Source organism: Geodermatophilus sp. URMC 64 (assembly GCF_053502555.1).
Map to the genome: position 1 here is coordinate 4,155,438 of NZ_CP199955.1, position 19,356 is coordinate 4,174,793.

The following is a 19,356-nucleotide window of genomic DNA, read 5'->3' on the forward strand; positions in this document are numbered from 1 at the left end:
CGCGAGGGTACGCGGCGGGCGATCGGACTCAGCGGGACCGCAGCGCCCGCAGCGCGGCCTTGCGCGCGTCCCCCGTCAGCCGGTCGAGGAAGACCGTGCCGTCGAGGTGGTCGACCTCGTGCTGCAGGCAGCGGGCCATGAGCCCCTCCCCCTCCAGCCGCAGCGGCTTGCCGTCGACGTCGAAACCCTCGGCCGCGCACCACATCGCCCGCACCGTCGGCGCCCAGATGCCCGGCACCGACAGGCAGCCCTCGTCGCCGCCCTGCGTCTCCTCGGAGCGCTCCACGATCCGCGGGTTGACCATGTGCCCGATCTCGCCGTCGATGTTGTACGAGAACACCCGCAGGCCGACGCCGATCTGCGGCGCGGCCAACCCGGCCCGGCCGGGGTGATCGACGGTCTCCTCGAGGTCGCGGACGAGGGCGGCGAGGTCCTTGTCGAACGCCCGCACCTCGTCGGCGGGCGTGCGCAGGACCGGGTCGCCGAGCTCGCGGATGGGGCGGATGGTCACGGCCGCAGTGTGTCAGCCCAGCGACGGGCGCCGGACCAGCACCATCTCGTCGCGGTGCACCACCTCACGCCGGTACTCGGGCTCCAGCTCGCTGGTCTTGCGGCCGAGCAGCGCCGGCAGCTCGCGGGCGTCGTAGGCGACCAGCCCGCGGGCGACGACGACGCCGTCCGGCCCCACGAGCTCCACCGGGTCGTCGGCGAGGAACTCCCCCACCAGCCCGGTGACGCCCGCGGCCAGCAGCGAGGCGTGCCGCTCCCGCACGGCGGTGACCGCGCCCGCGTCGAGCAGCAGCCGGCCGCGCGGCCGGGTGGCGAAGCGCAGCCAGAACTGCCGGGCCCGGGGCCGCGGCGCCATGACCGTGAAGAGCGTGCCGACCGGCTCACCGGCCAGCGCCGCGGCCGCGTTCGGGGTCGAGGTGACGACGACGGGCACGCCGGCGTGCGCGGCGATCAGCGCCGCCTCCACCTTCGTGGCCATGCCGCCGGTGCCCACGCCGTTGCGCCTGGCGGTGCCGAGGGTGACCGCGTCGAGCTCGGCGGGGTCGCGGACGGTGTCGATCAGCTGCGCCGGGCCCTTGCGCGGGTCGCCGTCGTAGACGCCCTCGACGTCGGAGAGCAGCACCAGCGCGTCGGCCTGCGCGACGTGCGCCACCAGCGCGGCGAGCCGGTCGTTGTCGCCGAAGCGGATCTCCTCCGTGGCGACCGTGTCGTTCTCGTTGACGATCGGCAGCGCGCCCAGCGCCAGCAGCCGGTCCAGGGTGCGCTCGGCGTTGCGGTAGTGGCTGCGCCGGGTCAGGTCGTCGGCGGTGAGCAGCACCTGCCCGACGGTCACGCCGTGGCGGGCGAAGGCGTCGGCGTAGGTCTGCACCAGCCGGAGCTGGCCCACGCCGGCCGCGGCCTGCGCCGTCGCCAGGTCCCGCGGCCGGCCGGTGATCCCGAGCGGCGCGAGTCCGGCGGCGATCGCGCCCGAGGAGACCAGCACGACCTCGCGCCCGGCCGCCCGCAGCGCACCGAGGACGTCGACCAGCGCGGTCAGCCGCTCGGCGTCCAGGCCACCCGGCAGGGTCGTGAGCGAGGACGAGCCGACCTTGACGACGACCCGCTGCGCCTTGGCGATCTCGGGGCGCGCCGTCATTCGAGCCCCTCCAGGTCCTCGTCGGTCCAGCCGGCCTCGGTGACCTCGTAGGGCACCCGCCGCGCCCGCTTGGCCGCCAGCCGCTCGGAGGCGCCGACCCGGTCCGTCGTCTCCAGCCGGTTGTCGGTGCCGCGGCCGCCGAGGCCGGCGGTCTCCTCCGCGGTGAGCGTGCCCGCTGGGAGGGTGGGCACCCAGTCGAAGGTGACGTCGCCGATCGTGACCGCGTCGCCCTCGTGCGCCCCGGCCCGCGCCAGCTCCTCCTCGACGCCGAGCCGGTTGAGCCGGTCGGCGAGGTAGCCCACGGCCTCGTCGTTGGTGAAGTCGGTCTGCCGGACCCAGCGCTCGGGCCGGGTGCCGCGCACCACGAACCCCTCCGGGTCGTCCGGGTCGCGCTCGACGGTGAACCCGGAGTCGTCGACCGCCCGCGGGGTGAGCGTGACCCGCACCGGCTCGGGCGGCGGCAGCGTCGCCCGGTGCTGCTCGACCGCGGCGGCCAGCGCGTAGCCGAGCTCGGTCAGCCCCTCGCCGGTCGCCGCGCTGACCGGGAAGACCCGCAGACCCAGCTTCTCCAGCGAGTCGCGCACCAGGTCGACCAGGTCGCGGGCGTCGGGCACGTCGATCTTGTTGAGGACGGCGAAGCGCAGCCGGCCGACCAGGTCGAGCTCGTCGCCGCCGTACTCGCGCAGCTCGGCGGTGAGGACCTCGATGTCGGTCTCGGGGTCGCGGCCGGGCTCCATCGTCGCCATGTCGACGACGTGCACCAGGACGGCGCAGCGCTCGACGTGCCGCAGGAACTGCAGGCCGAGCCCCTTGCCGGTCGAGGCGCCCGGGATGAGCCCGGGGACGTCGGCCATGGTGAACGTGACGTCCCCGGCGCGGACCACGCCGAGGTTGGGCACCAGCGTGGTGAACGGGTAGTCGGCGATCTTCGGCCGCGCCGCGGACATGGCCGCGACCAGCGAGGACTTGCCCGCCGACGGGTAGCCGACCAGGCCGACGTCGGCGATGCTCTTCAGCTCCAGCACCGCGTCGAAGGCCTCGCCGGGCTCGCCGAGCAGGGCGAAGCCGGGGGCCTTGCGGCGGGGGTTGGCCAGTGCGGCGTTGCCGAGGCCGCCCTTGCCACCGTGCGCGAGGACGACGCGGGTGCCCGCACCGACCAGGTCGGCGATCACGCGGCCGTCCGCGGTGCTGACGACCGTGCCCTCGGGGACGCGCAGGACGCGGTCCTCGCCGCGGGCGCCGTGCCGGTTGCTGCCGGCTCCGGGGCGGCCGTTTCCGGCCTTCTGGTGCGGCCGGTGGTGGAAGTCCAGCAGGGTGTGCGCGTTGGGATCGACCTCGAGGACGACGTCCCCGCCGTCGCCTCCGTTGCCGCCGTCGGGGCCCCCGAGCGGCTTGAACTTCTCGCGGTGGACCGAGGCCACGCCGTGGCCGCCGTTGCCGGCGGCGACGTGCACGGTCACCCGGTCGACGAACGCGGCCACTGCTTCCTGTGCCTACTAGATGATGGAACGGCCACCCTTCAGGGGCCCTCCGCCTGCGCTTGCGAGGCGTGGGGGAAGGGTGGTCCTTCTACTCGACGGCGGTGATGGAGACGGTCTTGCGTCCCCGCCGCGTGCCGAAGGTCACCGCGCCCGGCTCGAGCGCGAACAGCGTGTCGTCGCCGCCACGCCCGACCCCGAGACCGGGGTGGAAGTGGGTGCCGCGCTGGCGCACGATGATCTCGCCGGCCTTGACGACCTGACCGCCGAAGCGCTTGACGCCGAGCCGCTGGGCGTTGGAGTCGCGGCCGTTGCGGGAGGACGAGGCGCCCTTCTTGTGTGCCATGTCGGCGTCAGCCCTTCGTGATGTCGCGGACCACGACGTCGGTCAGGAGCTGACGGTGCCCCTGCCGCTTGTGGTAGCCGGTCTTGTTCTTGAACTTGTGGATGCGGATCTTCGGGCCCTTGCCGTGGCCGACGATCTCGCCGGTCACGGTCACCTTGGCCAGGTCCGCCGCGGCGCTGGTGACCGACTCGCCGTCGACCAGCAGGATCGCCGGGAGGGTGACGGTGTCGCCCGCCTCACCGGCGAGGCGGTTCACCGTGAACCGGTCACCGACAGCCACCTTGTGCTGGCTGCCGCCGGCCTTCACGACTGCGTACACCACTGACTCCTCATAACTCGCAACGCTTCATGTCCCGCGTGCACTGTCCGGTTCGGACGCCGGGTGCTGGACGGGTCGCGCACGCCTGCGCGGCGCGCACCGTGAGGTGCGCAGCCCGTGGCGATGCAACCCGACCAGCGTACCTGAGCTCCGATGGCCCCGCTGCAGGGTCCCGCCGCGAACGTGCGAGCGGTGGGGGGCAGCGGGGTCCTTTCGGTGACCCCGGTCAGGCCGGCGGACCGGCCGGCCGGCTCGCCGCCCGACGGCGGCGCGGCCGGGGAACCGCGCCTACCTCCGGGGAGATCTCGTCGTCCGCGGACGCCTCGGCGGCGGGCGCCAGGACCTCCGCGGACCCGGTCCCGGGGTCGAACTCCGCGTCGGCGGTCACCGCGGCGGTCTCGCCGGGGATCTCCACCTCGGCCTCGGGCTCGGGGACGGCGACAGCCTCCTCGACCTGCGGCTCCTCGACCGGCGCCTCCTCGGCCGGCGGCTCCTCGGCCGGCGGCTCCTCGGCCGGCGCCTCCTCGACGATCGTCGCCTCGGCGGGCGCCTCCTCGGCAACCGGCTCGTCGCGGATGGCGGTGAGCACGGCGGCGTCCTCGGCCGCGCGCTCCTCCCCCGACTGGCCGCGGTTGCGCCGGCCGCGGTTGCGCCGTCCGCCGCCGGTGCGGGCGACCTCGCCGTCCTCCTCGGCCTGCGGGCCGCCGTTCGGAGACGCGGCCTCGACCTCGACGGTCTCCTTGGCCGGGGGGCGCTCGGCGCGACCGGAGTCGCGCCGGCCGTTGCCGCCGCCGTTCCCGCCGCGGCGCCGCTCGTCGACCGGGTCGGTGTGCACGATCACGCCTCGGCCGCGGCAGTGCTCGCACGGCTCGGAGAAGACCTCGAGCAGGCCCTGGCCGACCCGCTTGCGGGTCATCTGGACCAGGCCGAGCGAGGTCACCTCGGCGACCTGGTGCTTGGTGCGGTCGCGGCCCAGGCACTCGGTGAGCCGCCGCAGCACGAGGTCGCGGTTGCTCTCCAGGACCATGTCGATGAAGTCGATGACGATGATCCCGCCGATGTCGCGCAGGCGGAGCTGGCGGACGATCTCCTCCGCCGCCTCCATGTTGTTGCGCGTGACGGTCTGCTCGAGGTTGCCGCCGGAGCCGACGAACTTGCCGGTGTTGACGTCGACGACGGTCATCGCCTCGGTGCGGTCGATCACCAGGGAGCCGCCCGAGGGCAGCCACACCTTGCGGTCGAGCGCCTTGGCCAGCTGCTCGTCGATGCGCAGGTCGGAGAAGACGTCGCCGGTGCCGGTGTAGCGGGTCAGCCGGCCGACCAGCTCCGGGGAGACGTGGGCGACGTAGGCCTCGACGGTGTCCCAGGCGTCGTCGCCGGAGACCACGAGCTCCTTGAAGTCCTCGTTGAAGACGTCGCGGATGACGCGGATCGCGAGGTCGGGCTCACCGTAGAGCAGCGTCGGCGCGTTGCTGTTCGACTCGGCCTTCTTGGAGATGACCTCCCACTGCGCCTTGAGCCGGTTGACGTCGCGGGTGAGCTCCTCCTCCGAGGCACCCTCCGCGGCGGTCCGGATGATCACGCCGGCGTCCTCGGGGACGATCTTCTTGAGGATGTCCTTGAGCCGCTGCCGCTCGGTGTCGGGCAGCTTGCGGCTGATGCCGGTCATCGAGCCGCCGGGCACGTAGACCAGGAACCGGCCCGGCAGGTTGATCTGCTGGGTGAGCCGGGCACCCTTGTGACCGATCGGGTCCTTGGTGACCTGCACCAGCACCTTGTCACCGGACTTCAGGGCCTGCTCGATGGAGCGCTGCTTGCCGGACAGGCCCGCGGCGTCCCAGTTGACCTCGCCGGCGTACAGGACGGCGTTGCGCCCCTTGCCGATGTCGACGAACGCCGCCTCCATGCTGGGCAGCACGTTCTGCACCCGGCCGAGGTAGACGTTGCCGGCGAAGGACGTCGCCTGCGCCTGCGTCACGTAGTGCTCGACGAGGATGTCGTCCTCGAGGACGGCGATCTGGGTCCGCTCGCCGCGCTGGCGGATGACCATCTTCCGGTCGACCGCCTCGCGGCGGGCCAGGAACTCGGACTCGGTGAGGATCGGCGCCCGCCGACGGCCGCTGTCGCGCCCGTCGCGGCGGCGCTGCCGCTTGGCCTCGAGGCGGGTGGAGCCGGTGACCCCGCGGACGTCGTCGTCGCTGGTGGTGCGGCCGTCGCGGCCGGCCCGCTCGGGGCGCTCCTCCTCGCCGGTCTCGCCGCGGTCCTCGCTGCTGCCGCGGCGGCGGCGCCGGCGCCGGCGGCGGGTGCTGGAGCCGGTCTCGGCCTCCTCGCCCTCGCCGTCCTCGTCGGGCTCCTCGCCGGTCTCGTCCTCGGCGTCCTCGTCGGCCTGCTCGTCCCGGGCCTCGTCGGTGCCCTCGTCGATGTCGCCGTCCTCGCTGGTGCGGCCCCGGCCGCGGCCGCGACGGCCGCGGCGGCGGCGCCGACTGCCGGACGTGGCGGCCTCGTCGCGGTCCTCCTCCTCGACGTCCTCGGTGTCCTCGGACTCCTCGACGTCCTCGACGTCCTCGACGGCCGTGGTCTCGGCGTCCTCGGCCTCGGGACGACGGCGGGAGCGGCTGCGCCGGGCACGCGGCGGGGCGGACTCCTCGTCCTCCTCCGCCGGGGCCTCGACGTCCTCGATCTCGGGGCTCTCGGCGACGGTGCGGCGGCTGCGGCGGCGCGGCACCGGCGCCACCTCGGCGTCGGGGGCGACGAAGCTGACGAACGCCGGGATCGCCGGCGCCGGCGGCGCGACGGGCTCGACCGAGCCGGGGTCGGCCGCGGCGGCCGGGCGGGTGGCCCGGCGCCGGGGCCGCGCCACGACGGCGGTCGGCTCCGGCGAGCTGAACTGCGCCCCGAACGGGGACGCCGGTTCCGGTTCGGGCTCCGGCTCCGGTTCGGCCTCCGGCTCGGGTTCGGGCTCCTCGGCCGCGGAGGCCTCGGACGTCTCGGAGGTTTCGGCCGCGGGCTCGGCGGTCGCCTCCTCGGGCGTCTCCTCCGGCGCGGTCGGGCTCAGGGCCTCCGGCGTTGCTGTGGTGCCGTCGTTGTCGTCGTTCTGGTCTGCCACGAGGGCTCGCCTCCTGTGGTGTGCTCCCGGGCGCCGATCGGATCGACTGGCGGCCGCGCAGGAGCACGGGTCGGTCGGGGCCGGGCGACCGCACAGGGTGCGGCGGGTCGCCCGACCCGCGGAAGTCTGTGGCCGGCCCCTGCGCGACGGTTGCCGCGGCCGGAGCCGGTGGTGCAGGTGGTGCGGTGGTGCAGGTCTTCGGAGTCCGGCGCCGGGTGGCGCCGGGCGGTGCGGCACGTCTGGCAGTCGTGCGCGTGACGTCGGGGGCGCCGGTGCCGCACCGGTCAGACCGTCGCGTGCTCCCCCTGGCAGCGGGTGCGCGCCGCACGGTCGGGACCGAGCGGATCGGCCACGGTCCCGCTGTCGTCGAGCCGGCCCTGCGCCTCACGCACGGCCCTGGGGGGCGACGGCGGGCGCAGGTCGGCGACGGCAGCCAGAGCGGCCACCACGTCGTCGGGTCGTACGGCGGGCGTCACCTGCCGGACGACCACGTCCAGTATGGCACAACCTGCCTCCCCGCCCGCCGACGCGCCGGCCACCGCGGCGCGCGCGTCGACGTCCCGGAGGCCGTTCTTGGTGCGCCGCGGGACCAGGACGGCGTCCCGCGCGAGGAAGGCGGCGAGGGCCGCCTCGAGGTCGGCGGGCGGGACGCCGGGCAGCTCGATCCGCCAGGCCGCGGCGTCGATCCGGTCGGCCAGCGCGCCGGTCCCCTCCCCCGCCTCGACGCACTCGAGGACGGCGACGTCCGCGGGCAGCGCGGCGTCCAGGGCGGCCCGGATCTCCTCCGGGTCACGCCGCTCGGCGAGGCCGATCTCGACGTACTCGGCCTCGCTCGCGGCACCGGTCGGCGCGGCGCCCAGGTAGGAGATCTTCGGGTGCGGGGTGAACCCGGCGGAGAACGCCATCGGAACCTGCGCGCGGCGCAGCGCCCGCTCCAGGGCGCGCGCCAGGTCGCGGTGGGAGGCGAAGCGCAGCCGGCCCCGCTTGGCGTAGCGGATGCGCAGCTTCTGCACGGTCGGGGGCGGCGGCGGCCCCTCGGGCATGCGGGCCACTAGCGGCCGACCACCGTGAGCGGCAGCAGGCTGCGCCCGGTCGGGCCGATCTGGATCTCCGTGCCCATCGTCGGGCAGACACCGCAGTCGTAGCAGCCGGTCCAGCGGCAGTCGCCGACCTCCTCCTCGGAGATCGCCTCCTGCCAGTCCTCCCAGAGCCACTCCTTGTCCAGGCCGGAGTCCAGGTGGTCCCAGGGCAGCACCTCGTGCTCGGTGCGTTCCCGGGTGGTGAACCAGTCGAGGTCGACGCCGAACGGGGCGAGCCCCTCGGCGGCCGCCGTCGTCCACCGGTCGTAGGAGAAGTGCTCGCTCCAGCCGTCGAACTTCCCGCCGTCGCGCCAGACCCGCTCGATCACGCGGCCGACCCGGCGGTCGCCGCGGGAGAGCAGGCCCTCCACGATGCCGGGCTTGCCGTCGTGGTAGCGCAGGCCGATGGAGCGGCCCACCCGCTTGTCGGCGTTGATCGCCTGGCGCAGCAGCTTCAGGCGGGCGTCGATCGTCTCCGCGCTCGCCTGCCCGGCCCACTGGAACGGGGTGTGCGGCTTGGGCACGAAACCGCCGATCGAGACGGTGCAGCGGATGTCCTTGCGGCCGCTGGCCTCGCGGCCGGCGCGGATGACCTCCACCGCGAGGTCGGCGATCTCCAGCACGTCCTCGTCGGTCTCCGTCGGGAGTCCGCACATGAAGTAGAGCTTCACCTGCTGCCAGCCGTTGGCGTAGGCGGTGGTGACGGTGCGGACGAGGTCCTCCTTGGACACCGTCTTGTTGATCACCCGGCGGATCCGCTCGCTGCCGCCCTCGGGGGCGAAGGTGAGGCCGGAGCGCCGTCCGTTGCGGGACAGCTCGTTGGCCAGCGTGACGTTGAAGGCGTCGACGCGCGTGCTCGGCAGCGACAGGCCGGTGTTGGTGCCCTCGTAGCGGTCGGCGAGCTCCTTGGCGATCTGCCCGATCTCGCTGTGGTCGGCGCTGGACAGTGACAGCAGGCCGACCTCCTCGTAGCCGGTGGCGCGCAGGCCCTGGTCGACCATCGAGCCGATGCCGGTGATCGTCCGCTCGCGGACCGGCCGGGTGATCATGCCGGCCTGGCAGAAGCGGCAGCCGCGGGTGCAGCCGCGGAAGATCTCCACGCTCATCCGCTCGTGCACGCTCTCGGCCATGGGCACCAGCGGCGTCTTCGGGTAGGGCCACTCGTCGAGGTCCATGACCGTGCGCTTGCCGACCCGGGCCGGCACGTCGTCCCGGGTGCGGGTCACCGCCGCGATCGCGCCGTCGGGGGCGTAGGAGACGGCGTAGAAGCGCGGCACGTAGACGCCCTCGACGCGGGCGAGCCGGGCGAGCAGCTCGACCCGCCCGCCGGGCCGGCCCTGCTCCTTCCAGGCGCGGACGACGTCGGTGATGTCCCCGACGACCTGCTCGCCGTCACCGAGGACGGCGCAGTCGACGAAGTCGGCGACCGGCTCGGGGTTGAACGCGGCGTGCCCGCCGGCGACGACGACCGGGTGGGTCTCGTCGCGGTCGACCGCGTGCAGCGGGACGCCGGCCAGGTCGAGCGCCTCGAGCAGGTTGGTGTAGCCCAGCTCGGTGGCGAAGCTGACGCCGAGCAGGTCGAAGTCGCGGACGGCGCGGTGGGCGTCGACGGTGAACTGGCCGACGCCGTGCTCGCGCATCAGCGCGGCGAGGTCGGGCCAGATGGCGTAGGTGCGCTCGGCGAGGGCGTCGGGGCGCTCGTTGAGCACCTCGTAGAGGATCATCAGGCCCTGGTTGGGCAACCCCACCTCGTAGGCGTCGGGGTACATGAGCGCCCAGTGGACGGCGACGTCGTCCCACTCCTTGACCTGGGCGTTCAGCTCACCGCCCACGTACTGGATCGGCTTCTGGACCTGGGCCAGGAGCGGTTCGAGGCGGGGATACAGGGACTGTCCAGTCATGACCGATCCAGGGTAGACGCCGCCGTCGGGGGCCGATGTGGCCACTTTGGCCCTACTTGAGCAGCAGGCCGGAGAGCCGGCGGGCGCCGATCGCGAGGCCGACCAGACCCAGGACGGCGAGGTAGGCGGCGTGGCCGAGCAGCGACCAGTCCACGTCGCCGGTGACCAGGCCGCGCACCAGCTCGATCCCGTGGTAGAGCGGCGTGCACTGCACGACCACCTGCAGCGGGCCGGGGTAGGTCGACAGCGGGTAGAAGGTCGTCGAGAACAGGAACAGCGGTAGCAGGGCCAGCTGGACGAACTCGAAGTCCTGCCAGCCGCGCAGGAACGTGGTGGCCGCCAATCCCACCGCGGCGAAGGCGAACCCGATGAGCACCGCCGCCGGCAGCGCCAGCACCGCCCACCACGACCCGGTCAGCCCCAGGATCGCCATGATCACCAGGAAGGCCGCCGAGTAGGTGGCGCCGCGCAGCAGCGACCAGACCGTCTCCCCCACCGCGGCGTCGGGCGCCGACAGCGGAGTGGCCAGGACGGCGTCGTAGAGCTTCGAGTACCGCAGCTTGAAGAACAGGTTGAAGACCGCGTCGTAGACCGCGCCGTTCATCGCGGCCGAGGCGAGCAGGCCGGGAGCCACGAACTCCTGGTAGGTCAGCGCCGAACCGGAATCGGTGACGACGGAGCCCACGAGGCCGCCGACGCCCACGCCGATCGAGAACAGGTAGAAGAACGGCTCGAACAGACCCGACACGAACAGCGGCCAGGTGCGGCGGGCGACCAGCAGGTTCCGGTGCACCAGGTATCCGGCCCGCCGGGCCGACAGCGGATGCAGCGGGACGATCCGCAGCAGCAGCGACTGCCGGGGCGGCGCCAGGGCCTCGGCGGTCACGTGACCAGCCGCCGGCGGAAGGTGCGGGCCGCGAGGGCGATGCCGACCGCGATCCAGAGCAGCAGGTACCCGGTGTGCAGCAGCGCCGGGCCGGGCTCCAGCGTGCCGAGCGCCAGCCCGCGGGCGAGGGCCACGCCGTGCCAGAGCGGCGTCGCGTAGGCCACCCACTCGAAGAACACCGGCAGCTGGCTGACGGGGAAGAACGTGCCGCTGAACAGGAACATCGGCACGATGAGGAACCGCTGCAGCGCGGCGAACCCGGTGTCGGACTCCAGCCGGCCGGCCAGGGCGGTCACCGGTGCCGCGAAGGCCAGCCCGGTGAGCAGCGCGGCCGGGACCGCCAGCACGACCAGCGGGCTGTCGGCGGCGCCGAACAGCACGAGGACGGCGAGGAACAGCGCCGCCGCCGTCGTCACCCGGAACGCCACGTACAGCAGGTGACCGACCAGCAGGTCGCCGACGGCGGTGGGCGTGGCCAGGACCGCCTCGTAGGTCTTGTCCCACTTGATCGCGCCGAGCACCGGATAGGTGGACTCGAAGGTGCCCGTCTGCATCGCCGCGGCGGCCAGCAGGCCGGGCGCCAGGAACGCGAGGTAGGACAGCCCGCCCGGCAGCCCGGGGCCGCGGTCGACCAGCACGCCCAGGGTGAGGCCCATCGCCGCCAGGAACAGCGCCGGCTCGAGCACGCTGCTGATCAGGCTGCTGCGCCAGTAGTGCCGGTAGGCGGTGAGCCGGTGGGCGCAGAAAGCCGTGGCGCCCGCGGTGACGACGGCCATGTCAGTCCACCAGCGTCCGGCCGGTCAGCCGGAGGAAGACGTCCTCCAGCGAGCTGCGGCGCACCAGGCTGGACAGCGGGTGAACGCCGGCCGCGGTGACGGCGGCGAGCGCGGCCTCGCCGTCCGCCGCGTAGAGCAGCAGCCGGTCGGGCAGCGCCTCGATCCGCTCCGCGGCGCCCTTCTCCAGGACCGGGGCGAGGGCGTCGACGTACTGCTCGGGGCCGGCCCCGCCCTCGACCAGCGGGAAGCGCAGCTCGCAGACCTCGCGGGTCGACCACGTCCGGATCAGCTCCGCGGGCGAGCCCTCGGCGGCGATCCGCCCCTTGTCCATGACCACCAGCCGGTCGCAGAGCTGCTCGGCCTCGTCCATGTAGTGCGTCGTCAGGACGAGGGTCACGCCGCGCTGCTTGAGCCGGTAGAGCCGCTCCCACAGCACGTGCCGGGCCTGCGGGTCCAGCCCGGTGGTGGGCTCGTCGAGCAGGACGACGTCCGGCTCGTTGATCAGCGACCGCGCGATGGTCAGCCGCCGCTTCATGCCGCCCGACAGCGGCTCGACCTTGTCGCCGGCGCGGTCGCTGAGCTGGACGAAGTCGAGCAGCTCGGCCGCGCGGGCCCGCACGGTCGCCCGCGGCAGGCCGAAGTACCGGCCGTAGACCAGCAGGTTCTCCAGGACCGTCAGCTCCAGGTCGAGGTTGTCGGTCTGCGGCACCACGCCGAGGCGCGCGCGGATCGCCGGGCCGTCGGTGACCGGGTCGAGGCCGAGGATGCGCAGCTGCCCCGCGGTCGGCGGTGAGACCGCGCCGATCATCCGCATGGTCGAGCTCTTGCCGGCCCCGTTCGGTCCGAGGAACCCGAAGGCCTCGCCCGGTGCGACGTCGACGTCGATGCCGTCGACGGCGGTGAAGTCGCCGAAGCGCTTGACCAGGCCGCGCGCGCTGATCAGGGGGCCACTGGTGCGCACCGATCGACCGTAACCAGCGGCACCGACGGCCGACGACCGAGTTGTCAGCCCAGGTCGGGGAAGAAGAGCTTCACCTCGCGCGCGGCGGACTCCGGCGAGTCCGAGCCGTGCACGATGTTGGACTGCACCTCGAGCGCGAAGTCGCCGCGGATCGTGCCCGGGGTGGCCTTCACCGGATCGGTGGCGCCGGCCAGGGCGCGGAACGCCTCGATCGCCCGGGGGCCCTCGACGACCAGCGCCAGCAGCGGGCCGCTGGTGATGAACTCGACCAGCGAGGCGAAGAACGGCCGCTCGCGGTGCTCGGCGTAGTGCGTCTCGGCGACGTCGGTGGTCAGGGTGCGCAGCTCGGCGGCGACCAGGCGCAGACCCTTGGCCTCGAGCCGGGAGACGACCTCGCCGACCAGGCCGCGGGCGACGCCGTCGGGCTTGACCAGGACCAGGGTGCGCTCAGCTGTGGGTGCGGACACGAGGCGGCAGCGTACGGGACGCCGTCCGTCAACCAAGGTTGACAGCCTCTATCTGTCAACCTAGATTGACAGCCATGGCCTCACCCACCGACGTCACGACGGCCGCCGCCGCCGACGACCCGGACACCGGCCTGCGTGCGGTTCGCGCGATGCGCGAGCTCGCCGATCGGCTCGAGGTGCTCCAGGTCCGCAACGCGCGCGACCGCGGCTGGTCGTGGCAGCAGATCGCCGACGCCCTCGGCGTCACCCGGCAGGCCGTGCACAAGAAGCACGCCCGCGGCAGGAAGGACACCTGATGTTCGAGCGGTTCACCGAGGAGGCCCGCTGGGTCGTCGTCCACGCCCAGGAGGAGGCGCGCGACCTGCGGGCGGCACGGATCGAGCCGGTGCACCTGCTGCTCGCGCTCAGCCGAGACCCCGGCCGCGGCGGCAGCACGCTGCGCGCCGCCGGCGTCGACGGCGAGCGGCTGCGGTCGGCGCTGCGGCGCTCGTCGGGCCTGGACGCCGACGCCCTGGCCGCCGTCGGCATCGACCTCGACTCCGTTCGCGCCGCCGCGGAGGCCGCCTTCGGCCCGGGCGCGCTCGACCGCCAGGGACCCCCGTCCGGCGGGCACCTGCCGTTCGCCGGCGAGAGCAAGCGGGCGCTGGAGGAGTCGCTGCGCGCCACCCACCGGCACAAGCAGCGCCGGATCGACAGCGGGCACGTGCTGCTCGGCGTCCTCGCCGTCGGCGACGCGACCGTCGGCCGTGTGCTGCAGCAGCTCGGCACCGACCCCGGCACGCTGCGCGAGCGGGCGGCCGGCTCGGACGCCGCGTAGGTCAGCCCGTCGCGACCGCGCCGCCCCGGTTCGGCACGAGCTCCACCCAGGTCGAGCCGGGGGCGAGCGCGACCGGGCCGCCGTCCGGGCCGGTGAGGACGACGGGGTCGGTGACCGACGCCTTGGACCACCGGACGGCGAGGGTGCGGCCGTCCGCGGCGACGAGCGCGTCCCCGCCGCCGACGAGCAGCGTCTCGGGCACCGGGGTGCCGATCGCGTCGACGAACGGCGTGTTGACGACGTCGACCCGCAGGACGACGAGGTTGGTCGCCCGCAGCTGCCGGCCGTCGGCCTCCACCGCCGGGGCGGCGCCCTCGGTCCGCAGCCAGGCGCCGTCCGCCGGGCTCCAGGTCCAGGCGGGGTGGCTGCTCGGGGACAGCGTGAGCCGCACCGAGCCGGTGGGGACGCCGACGGCGAGCGGGGTCGACGGTGTGCCCGGCGCCGCGGCGGTGAACTGCGGGGCGGGCGGGGCCCGGTGGGCGTCGTCGGCCTGGTCGAGCAGCTGCTGCGGGTTCGCGTAAATGTTGTGCGGGGCCCGTCGGCTGCTGGTGCGGTGGAAGCCGCCGGCGCCGGCGTCCTGGCTGATCACCTGCGTGCCGGCCTGGGCGACCGCGTCGACGAACGGGCGCTGGCCGCCGGAGAAGGCGAGCAGGCCGTGCATCGGCGCGACGATCGCCGCGTCCATCGGCCGGACCGAGCGCACCGGGCCGATCTCCGGCGGCAGGGCCGACTGGTAGACGGCGACGAAGCGGGTGATGCCGCCCTCGACGACCTCCTCCCAGACGAGGTCCGCGGCGCCGAGGCCGGTCTGCGGGCGCGCGTCGACCGAGTTCTCGATCTTGACGGCGAGGGCGGGCCGCTCGACGAGCGCGTCGGTCTGCACCCCGGTCAGCGGCCACAGGACGGGCGGCGGAGGTGGCGGCGGCGGTGGGGTCGTCGGGGCCGCGGTGGTCGTGGTGGCGGGGGCGCTGCGCGGTTCCTCGGCGGCGGTGCACGCGGAGCTGAGGACCAACGCGGCGGCGAGGGTGATCACCCCGCGGGGTCGGGCGAGGTGCGGCACGCGGCGGCCTCCGGTCGTCGGCGGTCGCGGCCGCAGCGGTTCTCCAGGCGCGCCAGACTAGGGCGGCCCGACGGTCCGGGGCCGCCGCGACGCGCGGCTCGCTACGGCTGGTCCGGCTCGCCCGGGGGCGCCTTGGGCAGGATCGAGCCCAGCAGCTCCTTGCGGACCTGCAGCAGGTACAGCCAGATCAGCGCGAACACGCCGCCGAGCAGCCACATCACGCCGTTGAACAGCCCGGTGAGGACGACGGGGACCTGCAGCGCCGTGCCGACGAGCAGCCCCTGCGGACGGCGCTGCAGCCCGCCGGCCAGGATCAGCAGGACGGCGAGGGTGAGCAGGACGGTCAGCCGGAAACCGGTCAGCCCGGGACCGGTCTGCGCGATCCCGCGGGGCACGAACAGCACGACGATGCCCTCGAGCAGGAGGACGGCGGCGGCACCGCCGTTGAGCGCCCGCCCGGCGCGGACGGGATCGGGAGCCGTCACGCGCCCGGACCTCCCAGCAGGCTGCGGGTCTCCCCCGCCGTGATCACGCTGCCGGTGACCAGCACGCCCGACCCCCCGAGCGCGTCGTCCGGGCCGGCCTCGGCCAGCTCGATCGCCGACTCCAGCGCCTCGGGCAGCAGCGGGTGCACGCTGACCCGGTCGGCGCCGAAGACGTCGACGGCCAGCGCGCCGAGCTCGTCGGCCGGCATCGCCCGCGGGGAGCTGTTCTGCGTGACGACCAGCTCGGCGCAGATGTCCTCGAGCGCGGCGAGCATCCCGGGGATGTCCTTGCCGCGGACGCAGCCGACCACCCCCACCAGCCGGGTGAAGTCGAAGGACTCCCGGATCGCGGCGACCGTGGCCGCCATCCCGGCCGGGTTGTGCGCCGCGTCGATCAGCACCGTGGGCGAGCTCCGGACCCGCTCCAGCCGCCCGGGCGAGCGGACGGCGGCGAACGCGGCGCGCACCGTCTCGACGTCGATCGGCCCGGTCGCCGCCCCGGCGCCGAGGAACGCCTCGACGGCGGCCAGCGCGGTGACCCCGTTCTGCGCCTGGTGCGCCCCGAACAGCGGCAGGAACAGCTCCGCGTACTCACCACCCAGGCCCTGCAGCCGCAGCTGCTGCCCGCCGACGGCGACCTTGCGCTCCAGCACGCCGAACTCGGTGCCCTCGCGGGCCAGGGTCGCCTCGACCTCGACCACCCGGCGGACCAGCGCGTCCAGCGCAGCCGGCTCCTGGTGGGCCAGCACCGCGATGGCGTCGCGCTTGATGATCCCGGCCTTCTCGCCGGCGATGGTGCCGACGTCCGGGCCGAGGTACTCCGCGTGGTCCAGCGCCACCGGGGTGACGACGGCGACGCGGGCGTCGGCGACGTTGGTCGCGTCCCAGCTGCCGCCCATGCCGACCTCGATGACGGCGACGTCCACCGGCGCGTCGGCGAACAGGGCGTAGGCCATGCCGACCATGACCTCGAAGAACGACATCGGGACGTCGCCGGCGCCGTCCACCATCTCGATGTACGGGGCGATGTCGTCGTAGGTCTCGACGAAGCGCTCGGCGCTGACCGGCTCACCGTCCAGCACGATGCGCTCGCGGATCGACTGCAGGTGCGGGCTGGTGAACCGGCCGACGCGCAGGCCGAACCCGCGCAGCAGCTCGTCGACGATCCGCGCCGTCGTCGTCTTGCCGTTGGTGCCGGCGACCTGGACGACCGGGTACGCGCGGTGCGGCCCGCCGAGCAGGTCGACCAGCGCGTGGATGCGGGTCAGGGAGGGCTCGAGCCGGTTCTCCGGCCACCGGGCGAGGAGAGCCTTCTCGACCCGCGCCATCTCGCCGTGCTCGGTCGTGCTCATCCTGCCCAGGATGCCAGCCCCGGATAATGCGATCGCAGGCCTTCCTACGATGGAGCCCATGGACACCCGCATCGCGACCCCGGCCGGCACCGCCCCGGGAGCCGTGAGCGGCGTACCCGAGAAGCCGTCGCTGGACGGGCTCGAGGAGAAGTGGGCGGCCCGCTGGGCGGCCGAGGACACCTACGCCTTCGACCGCGCCGCCGCGCTGGCCGCGCCGCGGGAGCAGACCTACTCGATCGACACCCCGCCGCCGACCGCGAGCGGCTCGCTGCACGTCGGGCACGTCTTCAGCTACACCCACACCGACTTCGTCGCCCGCTACCAGCGGATGCGCGGCAAGCACGTCTTCTACCCGATGGGCTGGGACGACAACGGGTTGCCGACCGAGCGGCGGGTGCAGAACTACTACGGCGTGCGCTGCGACCCGTCGCTGCACTACGACCCGTCGTTCACCCCGCCGGAGAAGCCCGGCAAGGACCAGGCCCCGGTGGCGCGCGGCAACTTCGTCGAGCTGTGCATGCGGCTGACCGAGGAGGACGAGCGCGCCTTCGAGCAGCTGTGGCGCCGCGTCGGCCTGTCGGTGGACTGGTCGAACGTCTACCGGACGATCTCGGAGACCTCCCGCGCCACGGCGCAGCGGATGTTCCTGCACAACCTCGCCCGCGGTGAGGCCTACGCGCAGGAGGCGCCGACCCTCTGGGACGTCACCTTCCGCACGGCCGTCGCGCAGGCCGAGCTGGAGGACCGGGAGCGCCCCGGCGCCTACCACCGGATCTCCTTCCACGGCCCGGACGGCCCGGTGCACATCGAGACCACGAGGCCGGAGCTGCTGCCGGCGTGCGTCGCCCTCGTCGCCCACCCGGACGACGAGCGCTACCAGCCGCTGTTCGGGTCCACGGTCCGGACGCCGGTGTTCGGCGTCGAGGTGCCGGTGGTCGCGCACCGCCTGGCCGAGCCGGACAAGGGCTCGGGCATCGCGATGATCTGCACCTTCGGCGACCTCAACGACGTCACCTGGTGGCGCGAGCTGCAGCTGCCCACGCGGGCCGTCGTGGGATGGGACGGCCGGCTCGTCGCCGAGCCCCCGGTCGACGTCCCGGCCGGGCCGTACGCGGAGCTGGCCGGCAAGACGGCGCACGCGGCCCGCGAGCGGATGGTCGAGCTGCTGCGCGAGTCCGGCGACCTCGAGGGCGAGCCGAAGCCGATCACGCACCCGGTCAAGTTCTTCGAGAAGGGCGACCGGCCGCTGGAGATCGTGACCACGCGGCAGTGGTACATCCGCAACGGCGGGCGCGACCCCGAGCTGCGGGAGGCGCTGCTGGCGCGGGGGCGGGAGATCCGGTGGATCCCCGAGCACATGCGCCACCGGTACGAGAACTGGGTCGAGGGCCTCAACGGCGACTGGCTGATCAGCCGGCAGCGGTTCTTCGGCGTCCCGTTCCCGGTCTGGTACCGGCTGGACACCGAGGGCGAGCCGGACTACTCCGACCCGATCCTGGCCGCCGAGGAGACGCTGCCGGTCGACCCGTCGTCCGACGTCCCGCCGGGCTTCGACGAGTCGCAGCGCGGCAAGCCGGGCGGGTTCATGGCCGACCCCGACGTCATGGACACCTGGGCGACCTCGTCGCTGTCGCCGCAGGTGGCCTCCGGCTGGGACACCGACCCGGAGCTGTTCGCGCACGTCTTCCCGATGGACCTGCGCCCGCAGGCGCACGACATCATCCGGACCTGGCTGTTCTCCACCGTGGTCCGCTCGCACTACGAGTTCGGCACGGTGCCGTGGTCGCACGCGGCGATCTCCGGGTTCGTCGTCGACCCCGACCGCAAGAAGATGTCGAAGTCGAAGGGCAACGTCGTCACGCCGATCGACGTCCTGGAGCGCTACGGCACGGACGCGGTGCGCTGGCGGGCCGCCGGGGCGCGGCCGGGCGCCGACTCGCCGTTCGACGAGGCGCAGATGAAGGTCGGCCGCCGGCTGGCGATGAAGATCCTCAACGTCGGCAACTTCGTGCTGGGCCTCGGCGCCACGTCCGGGCTGACCGCCGACCAGGTGACCGAGCCGATCGACCTGGGGCTGCTGGCCGGGCTGGCGGAGGTCGTCGACGAGGCGACCGCGGCGATGGACGCCTACAACTACACCCGCGCGCTGGAGGTCGCGGAGACCTTCTTCTGGTCGTTCTGCGACGACTACGTCGAGCTGGTGAAGTCGCGGGCGTACGGGTCCGGTTCGGCGGCGGAGTCGGCGCAGGCCACGCTGGCGGTGGCGCTGTCGGTCCTGCTGCGGCTGTTCGCGCCGGTGCTGCCGTTCGTCACCGAGGAGGTCTGGTCCTGGTGGCAGAGCGGCTCGGTGCACCGGTCGACGTGGCCGGCGGCGAGCGAGCTGCCGCGCGGCGGTGACCCGGCGGTGCTGGAGGTCGCCGGCGTGGCGCTGGCCGGCGTCCGCAAGGCCAAGTCCGACGCGAAGGTGTCGATGCGGGCCGACGTCGAGTCCGCGACGGTGACCGCGCCGGCCGCGCAGGTGCCGCTGGTCGAGGCCGCCCGCTCCGACCTGGTCGACGCCGGCCGGATCGCCTCGCTGTCGGTCGTCGCCGGCGAGGGCGAGCTCACCGTCGACGTCGTCCTCGCCCCCGTCGAGGGGTGATGGGCGCGCGGGCCCGATTCCGCGCCCCGGAACCGGG

At 74.2% G+C, this 19,356-nt stretch carries 18 protein-coding genes; 3 read left to right on the forward strand and 15 right to left on the reverse strand.

What is annotated here, in order from left to right:
• Positions 1–28: 28 nt before the first annotated feature.
• The 12 genes from def to ndk form a co-directional block, all read right to left on the reverse strand.
• Complete coding sequence (gene def / locus ACWIYF_RS20240) at positions 29–511, reverse strand: peptide deformylase (protein WP_448624615.1); 483 nt, start codon at positions 509–511, stop codon at positions 29–31.
• Between the two features lie 12 nt (positions 512–523).
• Complete coding sequence (proB, locus tag ACWIYF_RS20245; RefSeq protein WP_448624616.1) at positions 524–1,645, reverse strand: glutamate 5-kinase; 1,122 nt, start codon at positions 1,643–1,645, stop codon at positions 524–526.
• Positions 1,642–3,126 (reverse strand): GTPase ObgE, encoded by a 1,485-nt coding sequence (gene obgE, locus ACWIYF_RS20250; RefSeq protein ID WP_448624617.1) that lies wholly within the window; start codon positions 3,124–3,126, stop codon positions 1,642–1,644. Before obgE ends, proB begins: the two co-directional genes overlap by 4 nt.
• An 88-nt stretch (positions 3,127–3,214) precedes the next feature.
• Complete coding sequence (gene rpmA, locus ACWIYF_RS20255; protein ID WP_448624618.1) at positions 3,215–3,469, reverse strand: 50S ribosomal protein L27; 255 nt, start codon at positions 3,467–3,469, stop codon at positions 3,215–3,217.
• A 7-nt stretch (positions 3,470–3,476) separates the two neighbouring features.
• Positions 3,477–3,788, reverse strand: a complete 312-nt coding sequence (rplU, locus tag ACWIYF_RS20260) for a 50S ribosomal protein L21 (RefSeq protein WP_448624619.1) — start codon at positions 3,786–3,788, stop codon at positions 3,477–3,479.
• 226 nt (positions 3,789–4,014) lie between these two features.
• Positions 4,015–6,894, reverse strand: a complete 2,880-nt coding sequence (locus ACWIYF_RS20265) for an Rne/Rng family ribonuclease (protein ID WP_448624620.1) — start codon at positions 6,892–6,894, stop codon at positions 4,015–4,017.
• Positions 6,895–7,178: 284 nt separating this feature from the next.
• The gene (locus ACWIYF_RS20270; RefSeq protein ID WP_448624621.1) at positions 7,179–7,937 is read right to left on the reverse strand and encodes a TIGR03936 family radical SAM-associated protein; all 759 of its coding nucleotides are present in this window, start codon (positions 7,935–7,937) and stop codon (positions 7,179–7,181) included.
• Positions 7,938–7,945: 8 nt separating this feature from the next.
• Positions 7,946–9,874, reverse strand: coding sequence for a TIGR03960 family B12-binding radical SAM protein (locus ACWIYF_RS20275; RefSeq protein ID WP_448624622.1), 1,929 nt, complete (start codon positions 9,872–9,874; stop codon positions 7,946–7,948).
• Positions 9,875–9,926: 52 nt separating this feature from the next.
• Positions 9,927–10,760: an ABC transporter permease gene (locus tag ACWIYF_RS20280; RefSeq protein WP_448624623.1), complete on the reverse strand. Its 834-nt coding sequence runs from the start codon at positions 10,758–10,760 to the stop codon at positions 9,927–9,929.
• The gene (locus tag ACWIYF_RS20285) at positions 10,757–11,536 is read right to left on the reverse strand and encodes an ABC transporter permease (protein ID WP_448624624.1); all 780 of its coding nucleotides are present in this window, start codon (positions 11,534–11,536) and stop codon (positions 10,757–10,759) included. The genes ACWIYF_RS20280 and ACWIYF_RS20285 overlap by 4 nt, the downstream gene beginning before the upstream one ends.
• A 1-nt stretch (position 11,537) precedes the next feature.
• Complete coding sequence (locus ACWIYF_RS20290) at positions 11,538–12,497, reverse strand: ABC transporter ATP-binding protein (protein WP_448624625.1); 960 nt, start codon at positions 12,495–12,497, stop codon at positions 11,538–11,540.
• Positions 12,498–12,541: 44 nt separating this feature from the next.
• Positions 12,542–12,964 carry a nucleoside-diphosphate kinase gene (gene ndk / locus ACWIYF_RS20295; protein ID WP_448624626.1) on the reverse strand — a complete coding sequence of 141 codons (423 nt, stop codon included), beginning with the start codon at positions 12,962–12,964 and terminating at the stop codon, positions 12,542–12,544.
• A gap of 74 nt (positions 12,965–13,038) precedes the next feature.
• Here ndk and ACWIYF_RS20300 point away from each other — a divergent pair, with 74 nt between their 5' ends.
• Positions 13,039–13,260, forward strand: a complete 222-nt coding sequence (locus ACWIYF_RS20300; RefSeq protein WP_448624627.1) for a helix-turn-helix domain-containing protein — start codon at positions 13,039–13,041, stop codon at positions 13,258–13,260.
• Positions 13,260–13,781 (forward strand): Clp protease N-terminal domain-containing protein, encoded by a 522-nt coding sequence (locus ACWIYF_RS20305; RefSeq protein WP_448624628.1) that lies wholly within the window; start codon positions 13,260–13,262, stop codon positions 13,779–13,781. The genes ACWIYF_RS20300 and ACWIYF_RS20305 overlap by 1 nt, the downstream gene beginning before the upstream one ends.
• A gap of 1 nt (position 13,782) precedes the next feature.
• Here the strand turns inward: ACWIYF_RS20305 and ACWIYF_RS20310 are convergent, their stop codons facing one another.
• The 3 genes from ACWIYF_RS20310 to ACWIYF_RS20320 form a co-directional block, all read right to left on the reverse strand.
• Complete coding sequence (locus tag ACWIYF_RS20310; RefSeq protein WP_448624629.1) at positions 13,783–14,841, reverse strand: DUF3048 domain-containing protein; 1,059 nt, start codon at positions 14,839–14,841, stop codon at positions 13,783–13,785.
• A gap of 101 nt (positions 14,842–14,942) precedes the next feature.
• Positions 14,943–15,326, reverse strand: coding sequence for a DUF4233 domain-containing protein (locus ACWIYF_RS20315; RefSeq protein WP_448624630.1), 384 nt, complete (start codon positions 15,324–15,326; stop codon positions 14,943–14,945).
• Complete coding sequence (locus ACWIYF_RS20320) at positions 15,323–16,678, reverse strand: bifunctional folylpolyglutamate synthase/dihydrofolate synthase (protein ID WP_448624631.1); 1,356 nt, start codon at positions 16,676–16,678, stop codon at positions 15,323–15,325. The genes ACWIYF_RS20315 and ACWIYF_RS20320 overlap by 4 nt, the downstream gene beginning before the upstream one ends.
• Positions 16,679–16,736: 58 nt before the next feature.
• Between ACWIYF_RS20320 and valS the strand changes: the two genes are divergently transcribed.
• Entirely contained in the window at positions 16,737–19,319 is a 2,583-nt protein-coding gene (valS, locus tag ACWIYF_RS20325) for a valine--tRNA ligase (protein WP_448624632.1), read from the forward strand.
• The last annotated feature ends 37 nt before the right edge of the window (positions 19,320–19,356 follow it).

Coding starts and splice junctions, on each gene's coding strand:
- ACWIYF_RS20270 (WP_448624621.1), bottom strand. CDS start 7,937: ATGCCCGAGGGGCCGCCGCCGCCCCCGACCGTGCAGAAGCTGCGCATC.
- ACWIYF_RS20305 (WP_448624628.1), top strand. CDS start 13,260: ATGTTCGAGCGGTTCACCGAGGAGGCCCGCTGGGTCGTCGTCCACGCC.
- ACWIYF_RS20320 (WP_448624631.1), bottom strand. CDS start 16,678: ATGAGCACGACCGAGCACGGCGAGATGGCGCGGGTCGAGAAGGCTCTC.
- ACWIYF_RS20300 (WP_448624627.1), top strand. CDS start 13,039: ATGGCCTCACCCACCGACGTCACGACGGCCGCCGCCGCCGACGACCCG.
- proB (WP_448624616.1), bottom strand. CDS start 1,645: ATGACGGCGCGCCCCGAGATCGCCAAGGCGCAGCGGGTCGTCGTCAAG.
- ACWIYF_RS20285 (WP_448624624.1), bottom strand. CDS start 11,536: ATGGCCGTCGTCACCGCGGGCGCCACGGCTTTCTGCGCCCACCGGCTC.
- valS (WP_448624632.1), top strand. CDS start 16,737: ATGGACACCCGCATCGCGACCCCGGCCGGCACCGCCCCGGGAGCCGTG.
- rpmA (WP_448624618.1), bottom strand. CDS start 3,469: ATGGCACACAAGAAGGGCGCCTCGTCCTCCCGCAACGGCCGCGACTCC.
- ACWIYF_RS20275 (WP_448624622.1), bottom strand. CDS start 9,874: ATGACTGGACAGTCCCTGTATCCCCGCCTCGAACCGCTCCTGGCCCAG.